Source organism: Alcanivorax sp. DSM 26293 (assembly GCF_900107995.1).
GTDB lineage: Bacteria > Pseudomonadota > Gammaproteobacteria > Pseudomonadales > Alcanivoracaceae > Alcanivorax.
In genome coordinates this window covers 71338-86223 of record NZ_FNUM01000012.1, presented here as the reverse complement: position 1 = coordinate 86223, position 14886 = coordinate 71338, and the positions used below count along the sequence as shown (strand labels likewise).

Sequence of the window (14886 nt, the reverse complement as noted above, 5' to 3'; positions counted from 1 at the left end):
CTTGCGCCGGGATGGCTTTACCACTTTTTTGTGAGTGCCTCCTGGACAATCTCGGCCTTGAGGCGCTCCTCGGCATACATTTTCTTGAGCCTGCGGTTCTCGTCCTCAAGCTCCTTCAGGCGAGCCATCAAGGACGCGTCCATACCGCCGTACTTGGCGCGCCACTTGTAGAAGCTGGCGCTGCTCATGCCATGCTCCCGGCACAGCTCGGGAACAGGGACGCCATTCTCCGCTTGCTTGAGGATCGCCAGGATCTGGCTGTCCGAAAATCGTGACTTCTTCATGCAGAATCTCCTTCGTGCTAGGTTACGAGAAAATTCTACTTTTGAGCAGGGCTAAATTTCGGGGTGATTACCACCGGCCTGATGGTCGACCAGCAACACTGCCGCGTTGTCCTTGTCGAGACGATTGTATTGCTTACCCATAGTCTTTCTCCTGGTGGTAATGGGTAACGATGTCGTTACCCGTAATTGAACTTTTCACGATGACATCTTTCCGAAATCACCCTGTTGGAAATCCCGGATCGCCTGGCGAATTTCTTCCTTGGTATTCATGACAAAAGGGCCATACCCTTCGACAGGTTCGTTCAGTGGCTCGCCCGCGATCAGCAAGAGCTGGCTCTCGGCCTCCGCCTGAATTTGCACCTGATCACCCGTTGCACTGAGCACAACCATCTGGCCGGCGGCGGTGCGTGCATGTTCATTGATCAGGGTGCTGCCGCTTCTGGCAATCACGGCCGTATTCCAGCCATCGGGAACGTCCAGAACCACATTGGCATGAGCCTGTACGGTGACATCCCAGACCAGCATGGGAGAAAAGGTCCTGGCTGGGCCCTTGTGCCCTTGATAGTCACCGGCAATGACTCGAATTTCGCCCTTGCCGTCGTCCAGGGGCACCACGGGAATTTGTTCACGGGTAATCCCCTGATACGAAGGCGGTGTCATCTTGTCGGCGGCGGGCAGATTGACCCACAGCTGAATCATTTCCAGGTGTCCGCCCTGGTAGGTGAATGCCGGGGAATGAAACTCCTCATGAAGAATGCCGGCACCGGCCGTCATCCACTGCACGCCACCCGGGCCGATCACGCCACCCTGGCCGGTGGAATCCCGGTGCGCCACTTCGCCCTGATACACAATGGTTACGGTCTCAAAACCGCGATGGGGATGTTCGCCTACGCCGCGAGGCTTGGTGGCTGGGGGGAAGCGGGCCGGGCCGGCATAGTCCAGCAGCAGAAAGGGGCTCAGCTGTTTGCCATGACTTTCATAGGAAAACAGGGAGCGAACCGGAAAACCGTCACCGACCCAGTGGGGTTGAGGCGCAGAATAGACACCCAGAATTTTTTTCATCGACGGCCTCCTTATCAATCTGCTATGAATGATAAGGATGGAACGTTTCCGCTAATAGGTGGCAAAATCGTGATGCAGCGTTGCATTTTTGGAACGATAAATGGAAGACCTTAACGACCTGTATTACTTCGCCAAGGTGGTGGAATACGGCGGTTTTGCCCCGGCGGGGCGGGCCATTGGTGTCCCCAAGTCCAAGCTCAGTCGGCGGGTAGCCGCCCTGGAAGAGCGTCTGGACGTTCGCTTGCTAAACAGATCGAGCCGTCAATTTTCGGTCACTGAAATTGGTGGGCAGTACTACGAGCACTGCAATGCCATGCTGATCGAAGCCGAATCGGCCCAGGAGGCGATTGATGCCGTCCGGGCGGAGCCCCGTGGCGTGATTCGGTTAACCTGCCCGATCACGCTGTTGCATGTGCATATCGGGCCTTTTCTTGCTGACTTTCTGCGGAAATACCCCCATATCACCATCCATTTGGAGGCCACCAACCGCCGGGTGGATCTGATCAATGAAGGGGTGGACGTGGCCATTCGGGTGCGCCCACCCCCGCTGCAGGACAGCGATTTGCGGCTGCGGGTGCTATCCGACAGGGGGCTTGCCCTGGTTGCCAGCCCGGAGCTGGTAGCGCAATTCGGTATGCCGTGCCATCCACGAGAACTGGAGCTTTGGCCCAGCCTGGGGCTGGGTTCGCCGCGGCCGGATTTTCGCTGGGAGTTACGGGGCGAGGACGGCAGCCAGATCAGTGTTTTTCACCAGCCCCGTTTTGTGACCACGGACATGATCGCCCTGCGCCGTGCGGCCATGGCGGGAGTTGGGGTGGTGCAGCTGCCCATACTGACGGTGCAAAGACAACTGGAGCGCGGTGAGCTGGTGCGGGTTCTGCCCCACTGGGCGTTACATCGGGATATCATCCATGTGGTGTTCCCGTCACGGCGGGGTGTCCTCCCCGCGGTGAGAACCCTGATTGACAGTCTTGTGGAATTCTATGAGTCCTTTGATGAGGAATGATTCCGGCTCACGTCTGTGATGTCCGTTTAATGACCGGCTTGTTTGTCGAAAAAGAAAAGCCCCGGTAAAAATTCTTGAAACGTGACGCCATTCAGGCGCAACCCGATATGTATGATCTGCTTGCCTGTTGAATGGTTGAAAATCCTCATTGTGCTATACCGCGATGCCGGGGCAAGGTAATCACCTCATCATGCATGAATACAATGCTTTTCAGGGACCGGGTGATACAAAGAGAGTTTGCTGCCCAGCGTGTCGAAAAGCCTTTATTCTCACCATGCAACAACAATAATCCGGAGGGACATAATGTCCCGCATCGCCGTTTTTGCCGACGTTCAAAATATTTACTACACCACTCGCCAGGCTTTTGGGCGACAGTTCAATTATCGCGCATTGTGGGAACAGCTCTGTAGTCAGGGGGAGGTTGTCAGCGCCATGGCCTATGCCACCCATCGTGGCGATGACGGCCAGACCAAATTTCAGGATGCCCTCAAGCACATTGGCTTTACCGTAAAGCTTAAGCCCTATATCCAGCGCAGTGATGGTTCCAGCAAAGGGGACTGGGATGTGGGTATCGCCGTGGATGTGATGACCCTGGCGCCGCAGGTGGATACCGTGGTGTTGCTATCCGGTGATGGCGATTTTGATGTGCTGCTGGAGCGGATCAATGCTGACCCCGGTGTGCGGACAGAGGTTTATGGGGTGGAATCGCTGACGGCCCGTTCCCTGATTGACAGTGCGTCGGTGTATCACCCGATCGGCGACGATCTTCTGTTGTAGCCATTAGGCCGATCGTCGGGCTGGGGGCAAAGCCGGTATGGTTGCCGTTGGCGCTTTGCGAGCAAAGCGCCAACGGGGGGGGGCTGTGAATGTGCTTGTTATGCCCCTTTCTAGCGTGCAGCGTCCAGGGCCTGGCTGATGTCTGCCAGGATATCGTCAATGTGCTCGATACCGATGGACAGGCGCACCATCTCGCGGCTGACGCCGGCGTTGGCCAGTTCCTTGTCATCCAGCTGCCGGTGAGTGGTGGAGGCCGGGTGACACGCCAGGGAGCGGGCATCGCCAATGTTCACCAGGCGCAGGATCAGTTGCAGGGCGTCGATGAATCGCGCCCCGGCTTCCTGGCCGCCCTCGATGCCGAAGCTGAGAATGCCGGACGCGCGGCCGTTCATATATTTCTGTGCCAGCGCATTGTCCGGGCTTTCCGGCAGGCCAGCGTAGTTCACCCAGTTGACCTGGGGGTGGTCACGCAGGAACTCGGCCACCTTCTGGGCGTTTTCACAGTGACGATCCATGCGCAGCGGCAGGGTTTCAATGCCCTGCAGGATCAGGAAGGTATTCATGGGGCTCAGGGCCGCACCGGTGTTGCGTAATGGTGCCACTCGGGCACGGCCGATGAAGGCGGCTTCACCGAGGGCTTCGGTATAGACCACACCGTGGTAGGACGGATCCGGCTCATTCAATACCCGGAAACGCGCCTTGTGTTTGGTCCAGGGGAATTTCCCGGAATCCACAATTACCCCGGCCACGGAGTTGCCGTGCCCGCCCATGTATTTGGTCAGCGAGTGGACCACGATATCCGCACCGTGTTCGATGGGCCGCCACAGATAGGGTGTGGCCACGGTGTTGTCGACGATCAGCGGCACACCGGCCTGGTGGGCCACCTCGGCCAGGCGGGCGATGTCGACGATGTTGCCGGCCGGGTTACCCACGGACTCACAGAAGACGGCCTTGGTGTTGTCATCAATGGCGGCAGCCAGGGCATCAAAATCATCGTGGCTGACAAAGCGGGCTTCAATGCCCCGGCGCGGCAGGCTGTGGGCAAAGAAGTTGTAGGTGCCACCATAGAGTTTGCTGGTGGTGACGATGTTGTCGCCCACTTCGGTGATGGTTTCCAGCGCATATTCGATGGCGGCCATGCCGGAGGCCACTGCCAGCGCGCCCACGCCGCCTTCCATGGCCGCGACCCGTTCCTCCAGCACCGCATTGGTGGGGTTCATGATGCGGGTGTAAATATTCCCGGGTACCTTCAGATCAAACAGATCCGCCCCATGCTGGGTATTGTCGAAGGCATAGGACGTGGTCTGGTAGATCGGTGTCACCACTGCCTTGGTGGTGGGATCCACCTGAAAGCCGGCACGTACTGCAAGGGTTTCCATCTTCATGAGCAGTCCTTGTGTTGTTGTGTGAGTGAGTCAGTGTGAGAGCGTATCAAACTGTGGAATGGTTATCCGGCGTTATGTCCGGCTTACGGACAGCAGCTGTAAACGCAAAAAATGGCCTTGGTGCGGCCAGCGTATCTCGCCACCTACCTTCAGGCCTAAAAGGGCCGCACCGGCAGGGGTCAGAATGGAAATGGCGTCGCTGACGGTCTGTGTTTCGTGGGGCAGGGTCAGCACTCTTTCATGCTCCCTGCCGGTGGCAACATTGCGAAACCGCAGGCGGCTGCCGAGGGTAACCACGTCCTCCGGCATGGCGCCCGCCTCCACAATATTGGCCCGGGCCAGTTCATCGTAAAGGTAATCGATCTGGTCCGAGTCGCCCTTGAAGTTATCCAGCACGGCAAACAGGCGGTCACGGTCTGTGGTACTGACGGTAATAGGGGGTAGTGTGTTCATGGTGTTCTCCTGACGGTGTTAACAGTGGTTTTGCCGGGTCGCCGAACCCCGGTGTGTCATCGGATGTTCGGCGTCAGGAGAGAAAGGCAGGGGTGCTCGCAACCTGCGCGAAAGCGCCGGCAGTGGAATAAGGCATGAAGCCGTCAGTGACAGCAGTAGTAGGGCGAACGAGATTCATGGAGTGAGATTAGCAGAGCCGGTTATTTTGTCCAGCGTGCTGTGAACCAGCGCGTCGGGAGGACAGGGCAGGGCGCTGACGGCCATGCCAAATAACCAAACGCAACGAATCTCATAATGCTGTTTCGCCATGAATATGGATGATTTGGCTATTGGCAGTTGATCGTCACGGCACCAGTATCGACCGTGGCCCATAACAATAAGGAGATCGGGATGGCGCGAAAATTATCCATTATGGATTCCGGCTGGCTGATGATGGAAACCCGGGAAACCCCCATGCATGTGGGCGGCTTGGCCCTGTTTGCGATACCGGAGGATGCCCCCAGCGACTACATGGAAAGCGTTTACCGCTTCATGGTGGAAGTGGATGGGGTGTGCCGGCCCTTCAGCCAGAAGATCCAGTCACGGCTGCCCGGTCGACTGGATGCGGCCTGGGTGGAGGACAGGAATTTTGACATTGATTACCACGTACGCCACTCCGCTTTGCCGCGCCCTGGCCGGGTGCGGGAGTTGCTGGCGCTGGTGTCACGGCTGCATGCCCAGCGTCTGGATCCGGGGCGGCCCCTGTGGGAGAGCTATCTGATCGAAGGCCTGGAGGGCAACCGCTTCGCCCTTTATACCAAGATGCACCATTCCATGGTGGACGGCATGGCCGGCATGCACCTGATGCAGTCGCGGATGGCCAGCAGCGCCGATGAAAATCTGCCGGCGCCCTGGTCCGGGGAATGGGACAAGCGCAAGAAACCCCGCAAGAAAAGCGTGGCAGTGGCTGCCAAGGCTGGGGTGCTGGATGGGGCGGGCAGTGTGCGCCGGGGTGCCGGGCAACTGGTGGATCTGTTGCGTCTGCCCAAAGACAGTAATGTGAAAACCATCTACCGGGCCCCCAAGACGGTGCTCAATCGTCGCGTTACCGGTGCCCGCCGGTTCGCCGCCCAGTCCTGGTCGCTGCCGCGCATCAAGGCCGCGGCAAAAAAACACAACGGCACCGTCAACGATATTTTTCTGGCCATGTGTGGTGGCGCCATGCGCCGTTACCTGGAAACGCTGGATGCCTTGCCCGCCGAGCCGCTGGTGGCCCAGGTGCCGGTGTCCCTGCGCAGCGCGGACCAGGCCGAAGGCGGTGGCAATGCCATCACCACGGTACAGGTAAGCCTGGCCACCCACATTGCCAGCCCGCTGGGCCGCCTGGTCGCCATCCAGGAATCCATGCAGGCGGTGAAGACCCGGCTGGGTGAGATGCAGAAGTCGGATATCGACGCCTATACGGTGATGACCAACATGCCTCTCTCCTTGGGGCAGGTGACGGGCCTGTCGGGCCGGGTCAGCCCCATGTTCAACCTGGTGATCTCCAACGTGCCGGGGCCAAAAGACACCTTGTACTTCAATGGAGCGGAGTTGCTGGCCTCCTACCCGGTATCCCTGGTGCTGCACGGGTATGCGCTGAATATCACCGTGGTCAGTTACAAGGACAGTCTGGAGTTCGGGGTGATCGGCTGCCGTGACACCCTGCCGCATATCCAGCGCTTCCTGGATTATTTCGAGGCCTCGTTGGCCGAGCTGGAATAGCGCCTTGGGCGGTACGGGTCGGCGGTGGTATCTTGCGGGTTCGCTGGCAGGATTATATTCGGAGACACCGTGCATCACGACGACATCGCCCAGGCCGTGCGGCAACTGGCAGAGCAGCTGATCCAGCAATCGATCATGGTCGTTACGGCGGAATCCTGCACCGGGGGCGGCATTGCCCAGGCGTTGACAGCCCTTGCCGGGTCTTCCCGCTGGTTCGAGCGGGGTTTTGTGACTTATTCCAATGAGGCCAAGCAGGAGATGCTCGGGGTGCAGAGCGCCACCCTGGAGCGTACCGGCGCGGTCAGTGAAGACACCGCACTGGAGATGGCGCTGGGTGCGGTAAGGCATTCCCGAGGACAGGTAAGCATGGCCGTCACCGGCATCGCCGGGCCGGAGGGCGGCTCTCCTGACAAGCCCGTGGGGACGGTATGGATTGCCTGGGGGCACCACAATGGACAGGCCGAGGCGCAGTGTTTTCATTTTTCCGGTGACCGGGATGCCGTCCGTCAGCAGACGATTGTGGAAGCCATTCGGGGCTTGAATGCGCGCCTGAAGTCGCCACAATCGTCATCATTCACCGGGCCTTGAGCGCCGGGTGACACCTTTCACGCCTACCTTGCCGGGCATCGACGATGCTTCAGACAAGGCCATGGGCATGGAAAATCAACGATTTACCGCACTGATGATGGCAACAACGCATCAGCCTGCAAGCGGTCCCGGTTGCCGGGGTTGCAATGAGCCGCAATAGCTGTTCATAATACTGTCCATATTGTCAGTGCTGGCTAAAAGGCCAGATACGGCAAGGCACAATACGGTCGCCGTCAATGAATGACGCACCAGTTAACGGAGAGGGGTCACATGAGCGATAAAGGTAAGGCGCTGTCTGCGGCGCTGTCACAGATCGAGCGTCAATTCGGCAAGGGTTCCGTCATGCGCATGGGCGATCGCAAGCGCGAGCGCATGCCGTCCATTTCCACCGGCTCTCTGGGGCTGGACATCGCTCTGGGAATTGGCGGTCTGCCGAAAGGGCGTATCGTGGAAATCTACGGGCCGGAATCCTCCGGTAAAACTACCCTGACCCTCAGCGTGATTGCCCAGGCGCAGAAAAAAGGCGCCACCTGTGCCTTCGTGGATGCGGAGCACGCGCTGGACCCGGACTACGCGGAGAAACTGGGTGTCAACGTGGATGACCTGATCGTGTCCCAGCCCGACACCGGCGAGCAGGCGCTGGAAATCACCGACATGCTGGTACGTTCCGGCGCCGTGGACGTGGTGATCGTGGATTCCGTGGCGGCCCTGGTGCCCAAGGCGGAAATCGAAGGCGAGATGGGCGATGCCCACGTGGGCCTGCAGGCCCGCCTGATGAGCCAGGCCCTGCGCAAGATCACCGGTAACGTGAAAAATGCCAATACCCTGGTGGTGTTCATCAACCAGATCCGTATGAAGATCGGTGTGATGTTCGGTAACCCGGAAACCACCACCGGCGGTAACGCCCTCAAGTTCTACTCCTCCGTGCGCCTCGATATCCGTCGTATCGGTGCGGTGAAGCAGGGTGATGAAGTCACCGGTAACGAAACCCGGGTCAAGGTGGTGAAGAACAAGGTATCGCCGCCGTTCCGTCAGGCCGAATTCCAGATTCTCTACGGCCAGGGGATCAACCAGCTGGGTGAAGTGCTGGACCTGGGCGTACAACAGGGCCTGGTAGACAAGTCCGGTGCCTGGTACGCCTACAAGGGCGACAAGATCGGTCAGGGCAAACAGAATGCCTGTGACTTCCTGCGGGAGAATCCGGCCATTGCCGAGGAAATCGAGCAGGAAATCCGTGCGCGCTTGCTGCCGGATCCCACTGAGGCGCCGGCTACCAAGGAAGAGGAAGCTGAAGTCGGTAATGAGTGAACCGCTCACTGAATCCGAATTGCGCCAGCGGGCCGTGGGCCTGCTGGCGCGTCGGGATCACGCCCGCCGCGAGCTGGAGACCAAGCTGCGTCAAAAGGTGGGTGAGCATCCGGCGCTGAACACGGTGATGGCCTGGTGTGAAGAACATGGCTTTATCGACGACCGGCGCTTTGCCGGTTTTTTTGTGCGTTCCAGGATCGAGCGGGGGCAGGGCGCTCTGCGAATCCGTCAGGAGCTGCAACTCAAGGGCGTGGACAATGAACTGATCGCCCAGGCTCTGGAGGCGGCAGAGGTGGACTGGTTTGCCCTGGCCCGGGAGGTGCGGGCCCGGCGCTTTCGTCAGTACCCGGGCAAGGACCAGAAAGAGAAAGCCCGCCAGCTGCGTTTCCTGCAACAGCGGGGTTTCGACGCCGAACAGAGTTTTGCTGCACTGGAGTGTTCTCCGGAGGATGAGCTGTAGTACGTCCTTCACTTCGTGTTCCCCATCACTGCATTCCTTACTTCGTTGGAGCCTTGCTCGCAAGGCGAAGGGGAGAATGAATCCCGGTGCCTGCTGAAGTCTTCGCTTTGCGAGCAAAGCTCCAACGGGGCCGGTTTGTGTGAAGAAGCGGATCCCTCGGTAATTTGCCGCTTGGTTTGAATTCGGTTCAAGGCGTATCCTTCGCTTTTGCGTCTTGTGTGAGATCTCCCATGGAATACCTGTCTGATCCCTGGCTGGCGGCGGCCATGCTGGGTGCCGGTGTATTGGCCGGGTTTATCAATACCCTGGCCGGGGGCGGTGGCTTGTTGATCCTACCGTTGCTGATGCTCAGTGGCATGAGTGCGGCATTGGCCAACGGCACCATGCGGGTGGGGGTGCTGATACAGAGCGTGGAGGCGGTGCGGCAGTTCAACAAGCGCGGCACCATGCCGTTCAAACCGCTGCCGGCCATTCTGGTGCCCTGTCTGCTGGGTACCCTGGTTGGCACGCTGGCAGCGTCCTATTTGCCGGAGAGCATCCTCAAACCGGTATTGCTGACTACCCTGGTGGTGGTGGCCCTGATCATGGTGTTCAAACCCAACCAGATGTCACCGGCTGAGAATGAAGTGCCACTGCAACCCAACGACTCTGTAGCCGGCTGGCTCGGCTTGTTCTTCTGTGGTGCCTATGGGGGCTTTGTGCAGGCAGGGGTAGGGTTTGTGTTGATTGCCGTTCTGGTGGGACAGTTGCGTTATGACCTGCTCCGCGGCAACGCGCTCAAGCTGGCCATCACCGGCAGTTTCACCGTGCTGGCGCTGGGCATTTTTGTGGCCCGGGACCAGGTGGCCTGGCTGCCCGGCCTGCTGGTGGCGGCCGGCACCTTGCTGGGCGTGCGCCTGGGCGTAGGCTTCGCCCACCGGGTATCCCCGACAGTGCTCAAGCGGATTCTGCTGGTGATGGTGCTGGCGGTGTGCCTGGCGGCGGCGATCCAGGGCTGAGAGGCGAGTGACGAGTACCGAGTTGCGACGCGAGTTGGCTCTGGTTGTATGGGGTTGTGTCTCGCCGCGATTCACGGACAGTTGTGCGCGAAGAGGTCGTTTCGGGCCTGCTCAATCCTGGCCCGCGTCGTTACTCGAAACTCGTCACTCGCTCCTGTCTTCTTCCCATCGCAACCGGGCCTTGGGGGCGGTATACTCGGCGCTCTCTGTTAGCCAGCCGATAATATTTCTCCTATGAAGAGTGCTGAACTACGCCAGGCCTTCCTGGACTACTTCGCCAGCCAGGGGCACGCCAAGGTGCCGTCCTCCTCGCTGGTGCCCCATAACGATCCCACCCTGCTGTTTACCAACGCGGGGATGAACCAGTTCAAGGATGTGTTTCTGGGCCGTGAGTCCCGGGATTACACCCGTGCCACCAGCTCCCAGCGCTGTGTCCGTGCCGGGGGCAAGCACAACGATCTGGAGAACGTGGGTTACACGGCGCGGCATCACACCTTCTTCGAGATGCTGGGCAACTTCAGTTTCGGCGACTACTTCAAGCGCGAAGCCATCAAGTTCGCCTGGGAATTCCTCACCGGCACCCTGGGCCTGCCGGAAGACCGACTTTGGGTCACCGTGCATGTGTCCGACGATGAGGCGGCGGATATCTGGCTGAAGGAAATGGGCGTCAGCGCCGAGCGCTTCTCGCGTCTGGACGAAGACAACTTCTGGCAGATGGGCGACACTGGTCCGTGCGGTCCGTGCTCGGAAATTTTCTATGACCACGGGGCGGATGTGCCCGGTGGCCCGCCGGGTTCCGAGAATGACGATCTGGATCGTTACATCGAAATCTGGAATCTGGTGTTCATGCAGTACGACCGTCAGGAAGACGGTGAGCTGAAACCCCTGCCCAAGCCCAGCGTGGATACCGGCATGGGCCTGGAGCGCATCGCCGCGGTGCTGCAGGGTGTGCATTCCAATTACGAGATCGATCTGTTCCAGGCCCTGCTGCAGGCGGCGGCAAAGGCCACTGGCTGCCAGGATATGGAAGAGAAATCCCTGCGGGTGATCGCTGACCATATCCGTTCGGCCAGCTTCCTGATCTGCGATGGCGTCATTCCGTCCAACGAAGGTCGTGGCTATGTGCTACGTCGCATCATCCGTCGTGCCCTGCGTCATGGCCACAAGCTGGGCCAGGACAAGCCGTTCTTTTCCACCCTGGTGGGCGCATTGGTCGAACAGATGGGCGAGGCCTACCCGGAGCTGGTCCGCGAACAGGCTCGTATCGAGAAGGCGCTGCTGGCGGAAGAAGAGCAGTTCGGTCGCACCCTGGCCGCCGGCATGAAGGTACTGGAAGCGGCTATCGGCGAGCTGGACGGCAAGGAACTGCCCGGCCAGGTGCTGTTTACTCTCTATGACACCCATGGCTTCCCGCCGGATCTCACCGCCGACGTGGCCCGCGAGCGTGACTTGACCGTGGACATGGACGGCTTTGAAAAAGCCATGGAAGCCCAGCGTGAGCGGGCCCGTGGTGCTGGCAGCTTTGCCAATGATTACAGCGACCGACTCAACATTGAGGCGGTGACCGCGTTTTCCGGCTACGAGAAACTGGCGGATGACGACGCGATCGTTGGCCTTTTCAAGGACGGCGAAGCAGTCGATGCCTTGCAGGCGGGTGAAGAAGGCATGGTGGTGCTGGCCAGCACGCCGTTTTATGCGGAGTCTGGCGGCCAGGTGGGCGACAGTGGTTTCCTGGTGCAGGGCGACAACCGTTTCGCGGTGTCCGATACCAAGAAGCGTCAGGCGGCCCATGTGCATCTGGGCAAGGTGGAAAGCGGCAGCCTGAAGGTGGGCGACAAAGTGTCTGCCTACGTGGATGTGGAGCGTCGTCGCGCCATCATGCGCAATCACTCTGCCACTCACCTGATGCACGCCGCTTTGCGCGAAGTATTGGGGGAGCATGTGCAGCAGAAGGGCTCCCTGGTGGCTGCTGACTATCTGCGCTTTGACTTTTCCCATGGCGAAGCCGTCAGTGACGCCCAGCGCGAACAGATCGAGATTCTGGTGAACCGCCAGATTCTGGGCAACACCCCGGTGACTACCGAATTGATGGATATTGATGCCGCCCGGGAAGCCGGTGCCATGGCCCTGTTCGGTGAGAAATATGATGATCAGGTGCGCGTGCTCAGCATGGGCAGCGACGGTTTCTCCAAGGAGCTGTGTGGCGGAACCCACGTGAGTCGTACCGGCGATATCGGCCTGTTCCGGATTACCCTGGAAGCGTCCGCCGCTGCCGGTGTGCGCCGTATCGAAGCGGTTACCGGTGAGCATGCCCTGAGCGTGATGCGTCAGCAGGAGCAGGCGCTCAGTGAGATCGCGGCCACGGTGAAAAGCACACCGGACAACGCCGCCGAGCGGGTGCGCAACCAGGCGCAGAAAGTGCGCGAGCTGGAAAAGGAAATCGAGCGTCTCAAGCAGAAGCTGGCCAGTGGCGCCGGCAGCGACCTCACCGATGAGGTGCAGGAAATCGCCGGTGTGAAGGTATTGGCGACCCAGCTGGACGGTGCCGATGGAAAGACCCTGCGGGTCACCATGGACAAGCTGAAAGACAAGCTGGGCTCGGCGATTATCCTGCTGTCTGCCGTGGATGGCGATAAAGTGGCTCTGGTGGCGGGTGTCACCAAGGATCTCACCGACCGGTTCAAGGCCGGTGATCTGCTCAAGCATGTGGCCGAGCAGGTGGACGGTCGCGGCGGTGGCCGCCCGGACATGGCCCAGGGCGGGGGCAACAATCCCGCCGCCTTGCCGGCGGCCCTGGAAAGCGTGAAAAACTGGGTGTCTGAGCAGGGGGCGTAAGCTGCGGTCAAGACCGCGACTCAGCCCTCAACATGAAATCCGGGCGCGTTTCTGCTAAGGTTACGCGCTCTTTTTTGCAGATAAAGCGACTTTATGGCCCTTATAGTGCAGAAATACGGCGGTACCTCAGTGGGTACGGTCGAACGCATTCAAGCCGTCGCCGAGAAGGTGGCAGGTTTCCATAAACGGGGCGACCAGGTGGTCGTGGTGGTTTCCGCCATGAGCGGCGAAACCAATCGCCTGATCGAGCTGGCCAAAGGCGTCAGCGATAACCCTTCACCGCGTGAAATGGATGTGCTGGTTTCCACCGGCGAGCAGGTCACTATTGCCCTGCTGTCCATGGCGCTGCAGAAGCTGGGCATCAATGCCCGCTCCTACACGGGTAGCCAGATTCCCCTGCGCACCGACAGTGTCTACTCCAAGGCCCGTATCGAAGAGATTGACGACAAGAAAGTGCGTGCCGATCTGAATGGCGGCAGTGTGGTGGTCGTGGCCGGTTTCCAGGGTGTTGATGCGGACGGCAACATTACCACCCTCGGCCGTGGTGGTTCCGACACCACCGCCGTGGCGCTGGCCGCGGCCCTGAAGGCCGACGAGTGTCAGATCTACACCGATGTGGATGGCGTCTACACGACCGATCCCCGTGTGGTGGATAACGCCCGTCGCCTGGACAGCATTACCTTCGAGGAAATGCTGGAAATGGCCAGCCAGGGCTCCAAGGTCCTGCAGATTCGCTCCGTGGAATTCGCCGGCAAATACAATGTGCCGCTGCGTGTCTTGTCCAGTTTCCAGGATGGTCCTGGAACTCTCATTACCGTCGACGACGAGGTTGATATGGAAAAGCCGGTAATCTCCGGAATTGCCTTTACCCGTGATGAAGCCAAAATCATCGTGCGTGGCGCCCCGGATACTCCGGGCATTGCCTACAAGATCCTCGGCCCGGTGAGTGCAGAGAACATCGAAGTAGACATGATCGTGCAGAACGTGGGCAAGGACGGCGCCGCCGACTTTACCTTTACGGTGCACCGCAATGACTTTGCCCGTGCCCAGGAAGCCCTGCGCAAGGCTTCTGAGGAGCTGGGTAACCCGGAAATCATTGGTGACGACAAGATCGCCAAGGTGTCCCTGGTGGGTGTGGGCATGCGTTCCCACGCCGGCGTGGCATCCAAGATGTTTGAAGCCCTGGCCAAGGAGGGGGTCAACATCGAGATGATCTCCACCTCGGAAATCAAGGTGTCGGTGGTCATGGCCGAGAAATATCTGGAGCTGGCGGTGCGTGCTCTGCACTCCGCGTTCGAGCTGGATCAGCCTTCAAGCTGAGCCCGTAGCTTCATCGTGGTGCCTGGCACGAGCCTTTGCCGCCACAGAACATTTTCTTCAGTCGGCCGTATTCCCTGATACGGCGCTTCCTCAGAAAATGCCCTGTGACAACAAATTCTTGCGCCATGCATCCACGCTGAAACCACAGCTCAGCTTCAGGCTGAAGGCAGGGCTCAGCCACATACTGCCAGGTAGGTACGGGGCGACGACCGGTTGGTCTCGCCCCCCTTCACGGCGAGACTTACAAATACGCTTCAGGCATACTACCGCCCCCGTACCAGGGGTGGGTAAATGGTCCCGCACCAAGGAGTCGTCACGGACGACAACCCGCGAGCCCCGGGTACGGCATGCGCTCACGGAAATTGAAGGACCCCAGGAGGGATCATTATGTTAATTCTTACGCGTCGAGTTGGTGAGACCCTGATGGTAGGTGATGAAGTCACCGTGACTGTTCTGGGTGTAAAAGGTAACCAGGTTCGCATCGGTGTGAACGCGCCGAAAGAGGTTGCCGTGCATCGGGAAGAAATCTACCAGCGTATACAGCACGAAAAATCACCAGACGGTGAGTCTGCCTGATTTTTGGGCTGTATTTTCTCCGCAAAATCGTTATGATGCGCGGCGAGTTTGGAAACAGGCCGGCAAGAGCCCTCATTCCAGACTGACAATA

13 protein-coding genes and 1 pseudogene are annotated in these 14886 nt (G+C 59.5%); 10 read left to right on the top strand and 4 right to left on the bottom strand.

Annotated elements, in window-relative coordinates; translation table 11 throughout:
• Together C4S63_RS16530 and C4S63_RS16520 are read right to left on the bottom strand one after the other, a co-directional pair.
• Window positions 1–284 (bottom strand): annotated as a pseudogene (locus C4S63_RS16530) (transposase); the annotation flags it as partial.
• Between the two features lie 195 nt (window positions 285–479).
• Window positions 480–1346 (bottom strand): pirin family protein, encoded by an 867-nt coding sequence (locus tag C4S63_RS16520; protein ID WP_103918220.1) that lies wholly within the window; start codon window positions 1344–1346, stop codon window positions 480–482.
• A gap of 100 nt (window positions 1347–1446) precedes the next feature.
• Here C4S63_RS16520 and C4S63_RS16515 point away from each other — a divergent pair, with 100 nt between their 5' ends.
• Both C4S63_RS16515 and C4S63_RS16510 read left to right on the top strand, forming a co-directional pair.
• Window positions 1447–2352 (top strand): LysR family transcriptional regulator, encoded by a 906-nt coding sequence (locus C4S63_RS16515; protein WP_062817503.1) that lies wholly within the window; start codon window positions 1447–1449, stop codon window positions 2350–2352.
• Between the two features lie 303 nt (window positions 2353–2655).
• Entirely contained in the window at window positions 2656–3129 is a 474-nt protein-coding gene (locus C4S63_RS16510; protein ID WP_103918219.1) for an NYN domain-containing protein, read from the top strand.
• A 110-nt stretch (window positions 3130–3239) separates the two neighbouring features.
• On the opposite strand, the gene C4S63_RS16505 is transcribed toward C4S63_RS16510, so the two are convergent.
• Window positions 3240–4514: a bifunctional O-acetylhomoserine aminocarboxypropyltransferase/cysteine synthase gene (locus C4S63_RS16505; RefSeq protein WP_062817498.1), complete on the bottom strand. Its 1275-nt coding sequence runs from the start codon at window positions 4512–4514 to the stop codon at window positions 3240–3242.
• Between the two features lie 72 nt (window positions 4515–4586).
• Window positions 4587–4967: a nucleoside diphosphate kinase regulator gene (rnk, locus tag C4S63_RS16500; protein ID WP_103918218.1), complete on the bottom strand. Its 381-nt coding sequence runs from the start codon at window positions 4965–4967 to the stop codon at window positions 4587–4589.
• A 390-nt stretch (window positions 4968–5357) separates the two neighbouring features.
• Here rnk and C4S63_RS16495 point away from each other — a divergent pair, with 390 nt between their 5' ends.
• The 8 genes from C4S63_RS16495 to csrA all read left to right on the top strand — a co-directional run bounded on the left by C4S63_RS16495 (window position 5358) and on the right by csrA (window position 14795).
• The gene (locus C4S63_RS16495) at window positions 5358–6710 is read left to right on the top strand and encodes a wax ester/triacylglycerol synthase family O-acyltransferase (RefSeq protein WP_103918217.1); all 1353 of its coding nucleotides are present in this window, start codon (window positions 5358–5360) and stop codon (window positions 6708–6710) included.
• Window positions 6711–6779: 69 nt separating this feature from the next.
• Entirely contained in the window at window positions 6780–7298 is a 519-nt protein-coding gene (locus tag C4S63_RS16490; protein WP_103918216.1) for a CinA family protein, read from the top strand.
• A 270-nt stretch (window positions 7299–7568) separates the two neighbouring features.
• A complete protein-coding gene (gene recA / locus C4S63_RS16485; protein ID WP_062817495.1) occupies window positions 7569–8606 on the top strand; it encodes a recombinase RecA in 1038 nt (345 codons plus the stop codon).
• Window positions 8599–9066, top strand: coding sequence for a regulatory protein RecX (locus C4S63_RS16480; RefSeq protein ID WP_062817494.1), 468 nt, complete (start codon window positions 8599–8601; stop codon window positions 9064–9066). Before recA ends, C4S63_RS16480 begins: the two co-directional genes overlap by 8 nt.
• Before the next feature lie 230 nt (window positions 9067–9296).
• On the top strand, window positions 9297–10064 hold the full coding sequence (locus C4S63_RS16475) for a sulfite exporter TauE/SafE family protein (protein WP_103918215.1): 768 nt from the start codon (window positions 9297–9299) through the stop codon (window positions 10062–10064).
• 234 nt (window positions 10065–10298) lie between these two features.
• Window positions 10299–12899, top strand: a complete 2601-nt coding sequence (gene alaS, locus C4S63_RS16470) for an alanine--tRNA ligase (RefSeq protein WP_103918214.1) — start codon at window positions 10299–10301, stop codon at window positions 12897–12899.
• Window positions 12900–12992: 93 nt separating this feature from the next.
• A complete protein-coding gene (locus C4S63_RS16465) occupies window positions 12993–14219 on the top strand; it encodes an aspartate kinase (RefSeq protein ID WP_063508496.1) in 1227 nt (408 codons plus the stop codon).
• 387 nt (window positions 14220–14606) lie between these two features.
• Window positions 14607–14795, top strand: a complete 189-nt coding sequence (gene csrA / locus C4S63_RS16460; protein ID WP_062817490.1) for a carbon storage regulator CsrA — start codon at window positions 14607–14609, stop codon at window positions 14793–14795.
• The last annotated feature ends 91 nt before the right edge of the window (window positions 14796–14886 follow it).

Coding starts and splice junctions, on each gene's coding strand:
- C4S63_RS16520 (WP_103918220.1), bottom strand. CDS start 1,346: ATGAAAAAAATTCTGGGTGTCTATTCTGCGCCTCAACCCCACTGGGTC.
- C4S63_RS16515 (WP_062817503.1), top strand. CDS start 1,447: ATGGAAGACCTTAACGACCTGTATTACTTCGCCAAGGTGGTGGAATAC.
- C4S63_RS16510 (WP_103918219.1), top strand. CDS start 2,656: ATGTCCCGCATCGCCGTTTTTGCCGACGTTCAAAATATTTACTACACC.
- C4S63_RS16505 (WP_062817498.1), bottom strand. CDS start 4,514: ATGAAGATGGAAACCCTTGCAGTACGTGCCGGCTTTCAGGTGGATCCC.
- rnk (WP_103918218.1), bottom strand. CDS start 4,967: ATGAACACACTACCCCCTATTACCGTCAGTACCACAGACCGTGACCGC.
- C4S63_RS16495 (WP_103918217.1), top strand. CDS start 5,358: ATGGCGCGAAAATTATCCATTATGGATTCCGGCTGGCTGATGATGGAA.
- recA (WP_062817495.1), top strand. CDS start 7,569: ATGAGCGATAAAGGTAAGGCGCTGTCTGCGGCGCTGTCACAGATCGAG.
- C4S63_RS16480 (WP_062817494.1), top strand. CDS start 8,599: ATGAGTGAACCGCTCACTGAATCCGAATTGCGCCAGCGGGCCGTGGGC.
- C4S63_RS16475 (WP_103918215.1), top strand. CDS start 9,297: ATGGAATACCTGTCTGATCCCTGGCTGGCGGCGGCCATGCTGGGTGCC.
- alaS (WP_103918214.1), top strand. CDS start 10,299: ATGAAGAGTGCTGAACTACGCCAGGCCTTCCTGGACTACTTCGCCAGC.
- C4S63_RS16465 (WP_063508496.1), top strand. CDS start 12,993: ATGGCCCTTATAGTGCAGAAATACGGCGGTACCTCAGTGGGTACGGTC.
- csrA (WP_062817490.1), top strand. CDS start 14,607: ATGTTAATTCTTACGCGTCGAGTTGGTGAGACCCTGATGGTAGGTGAT.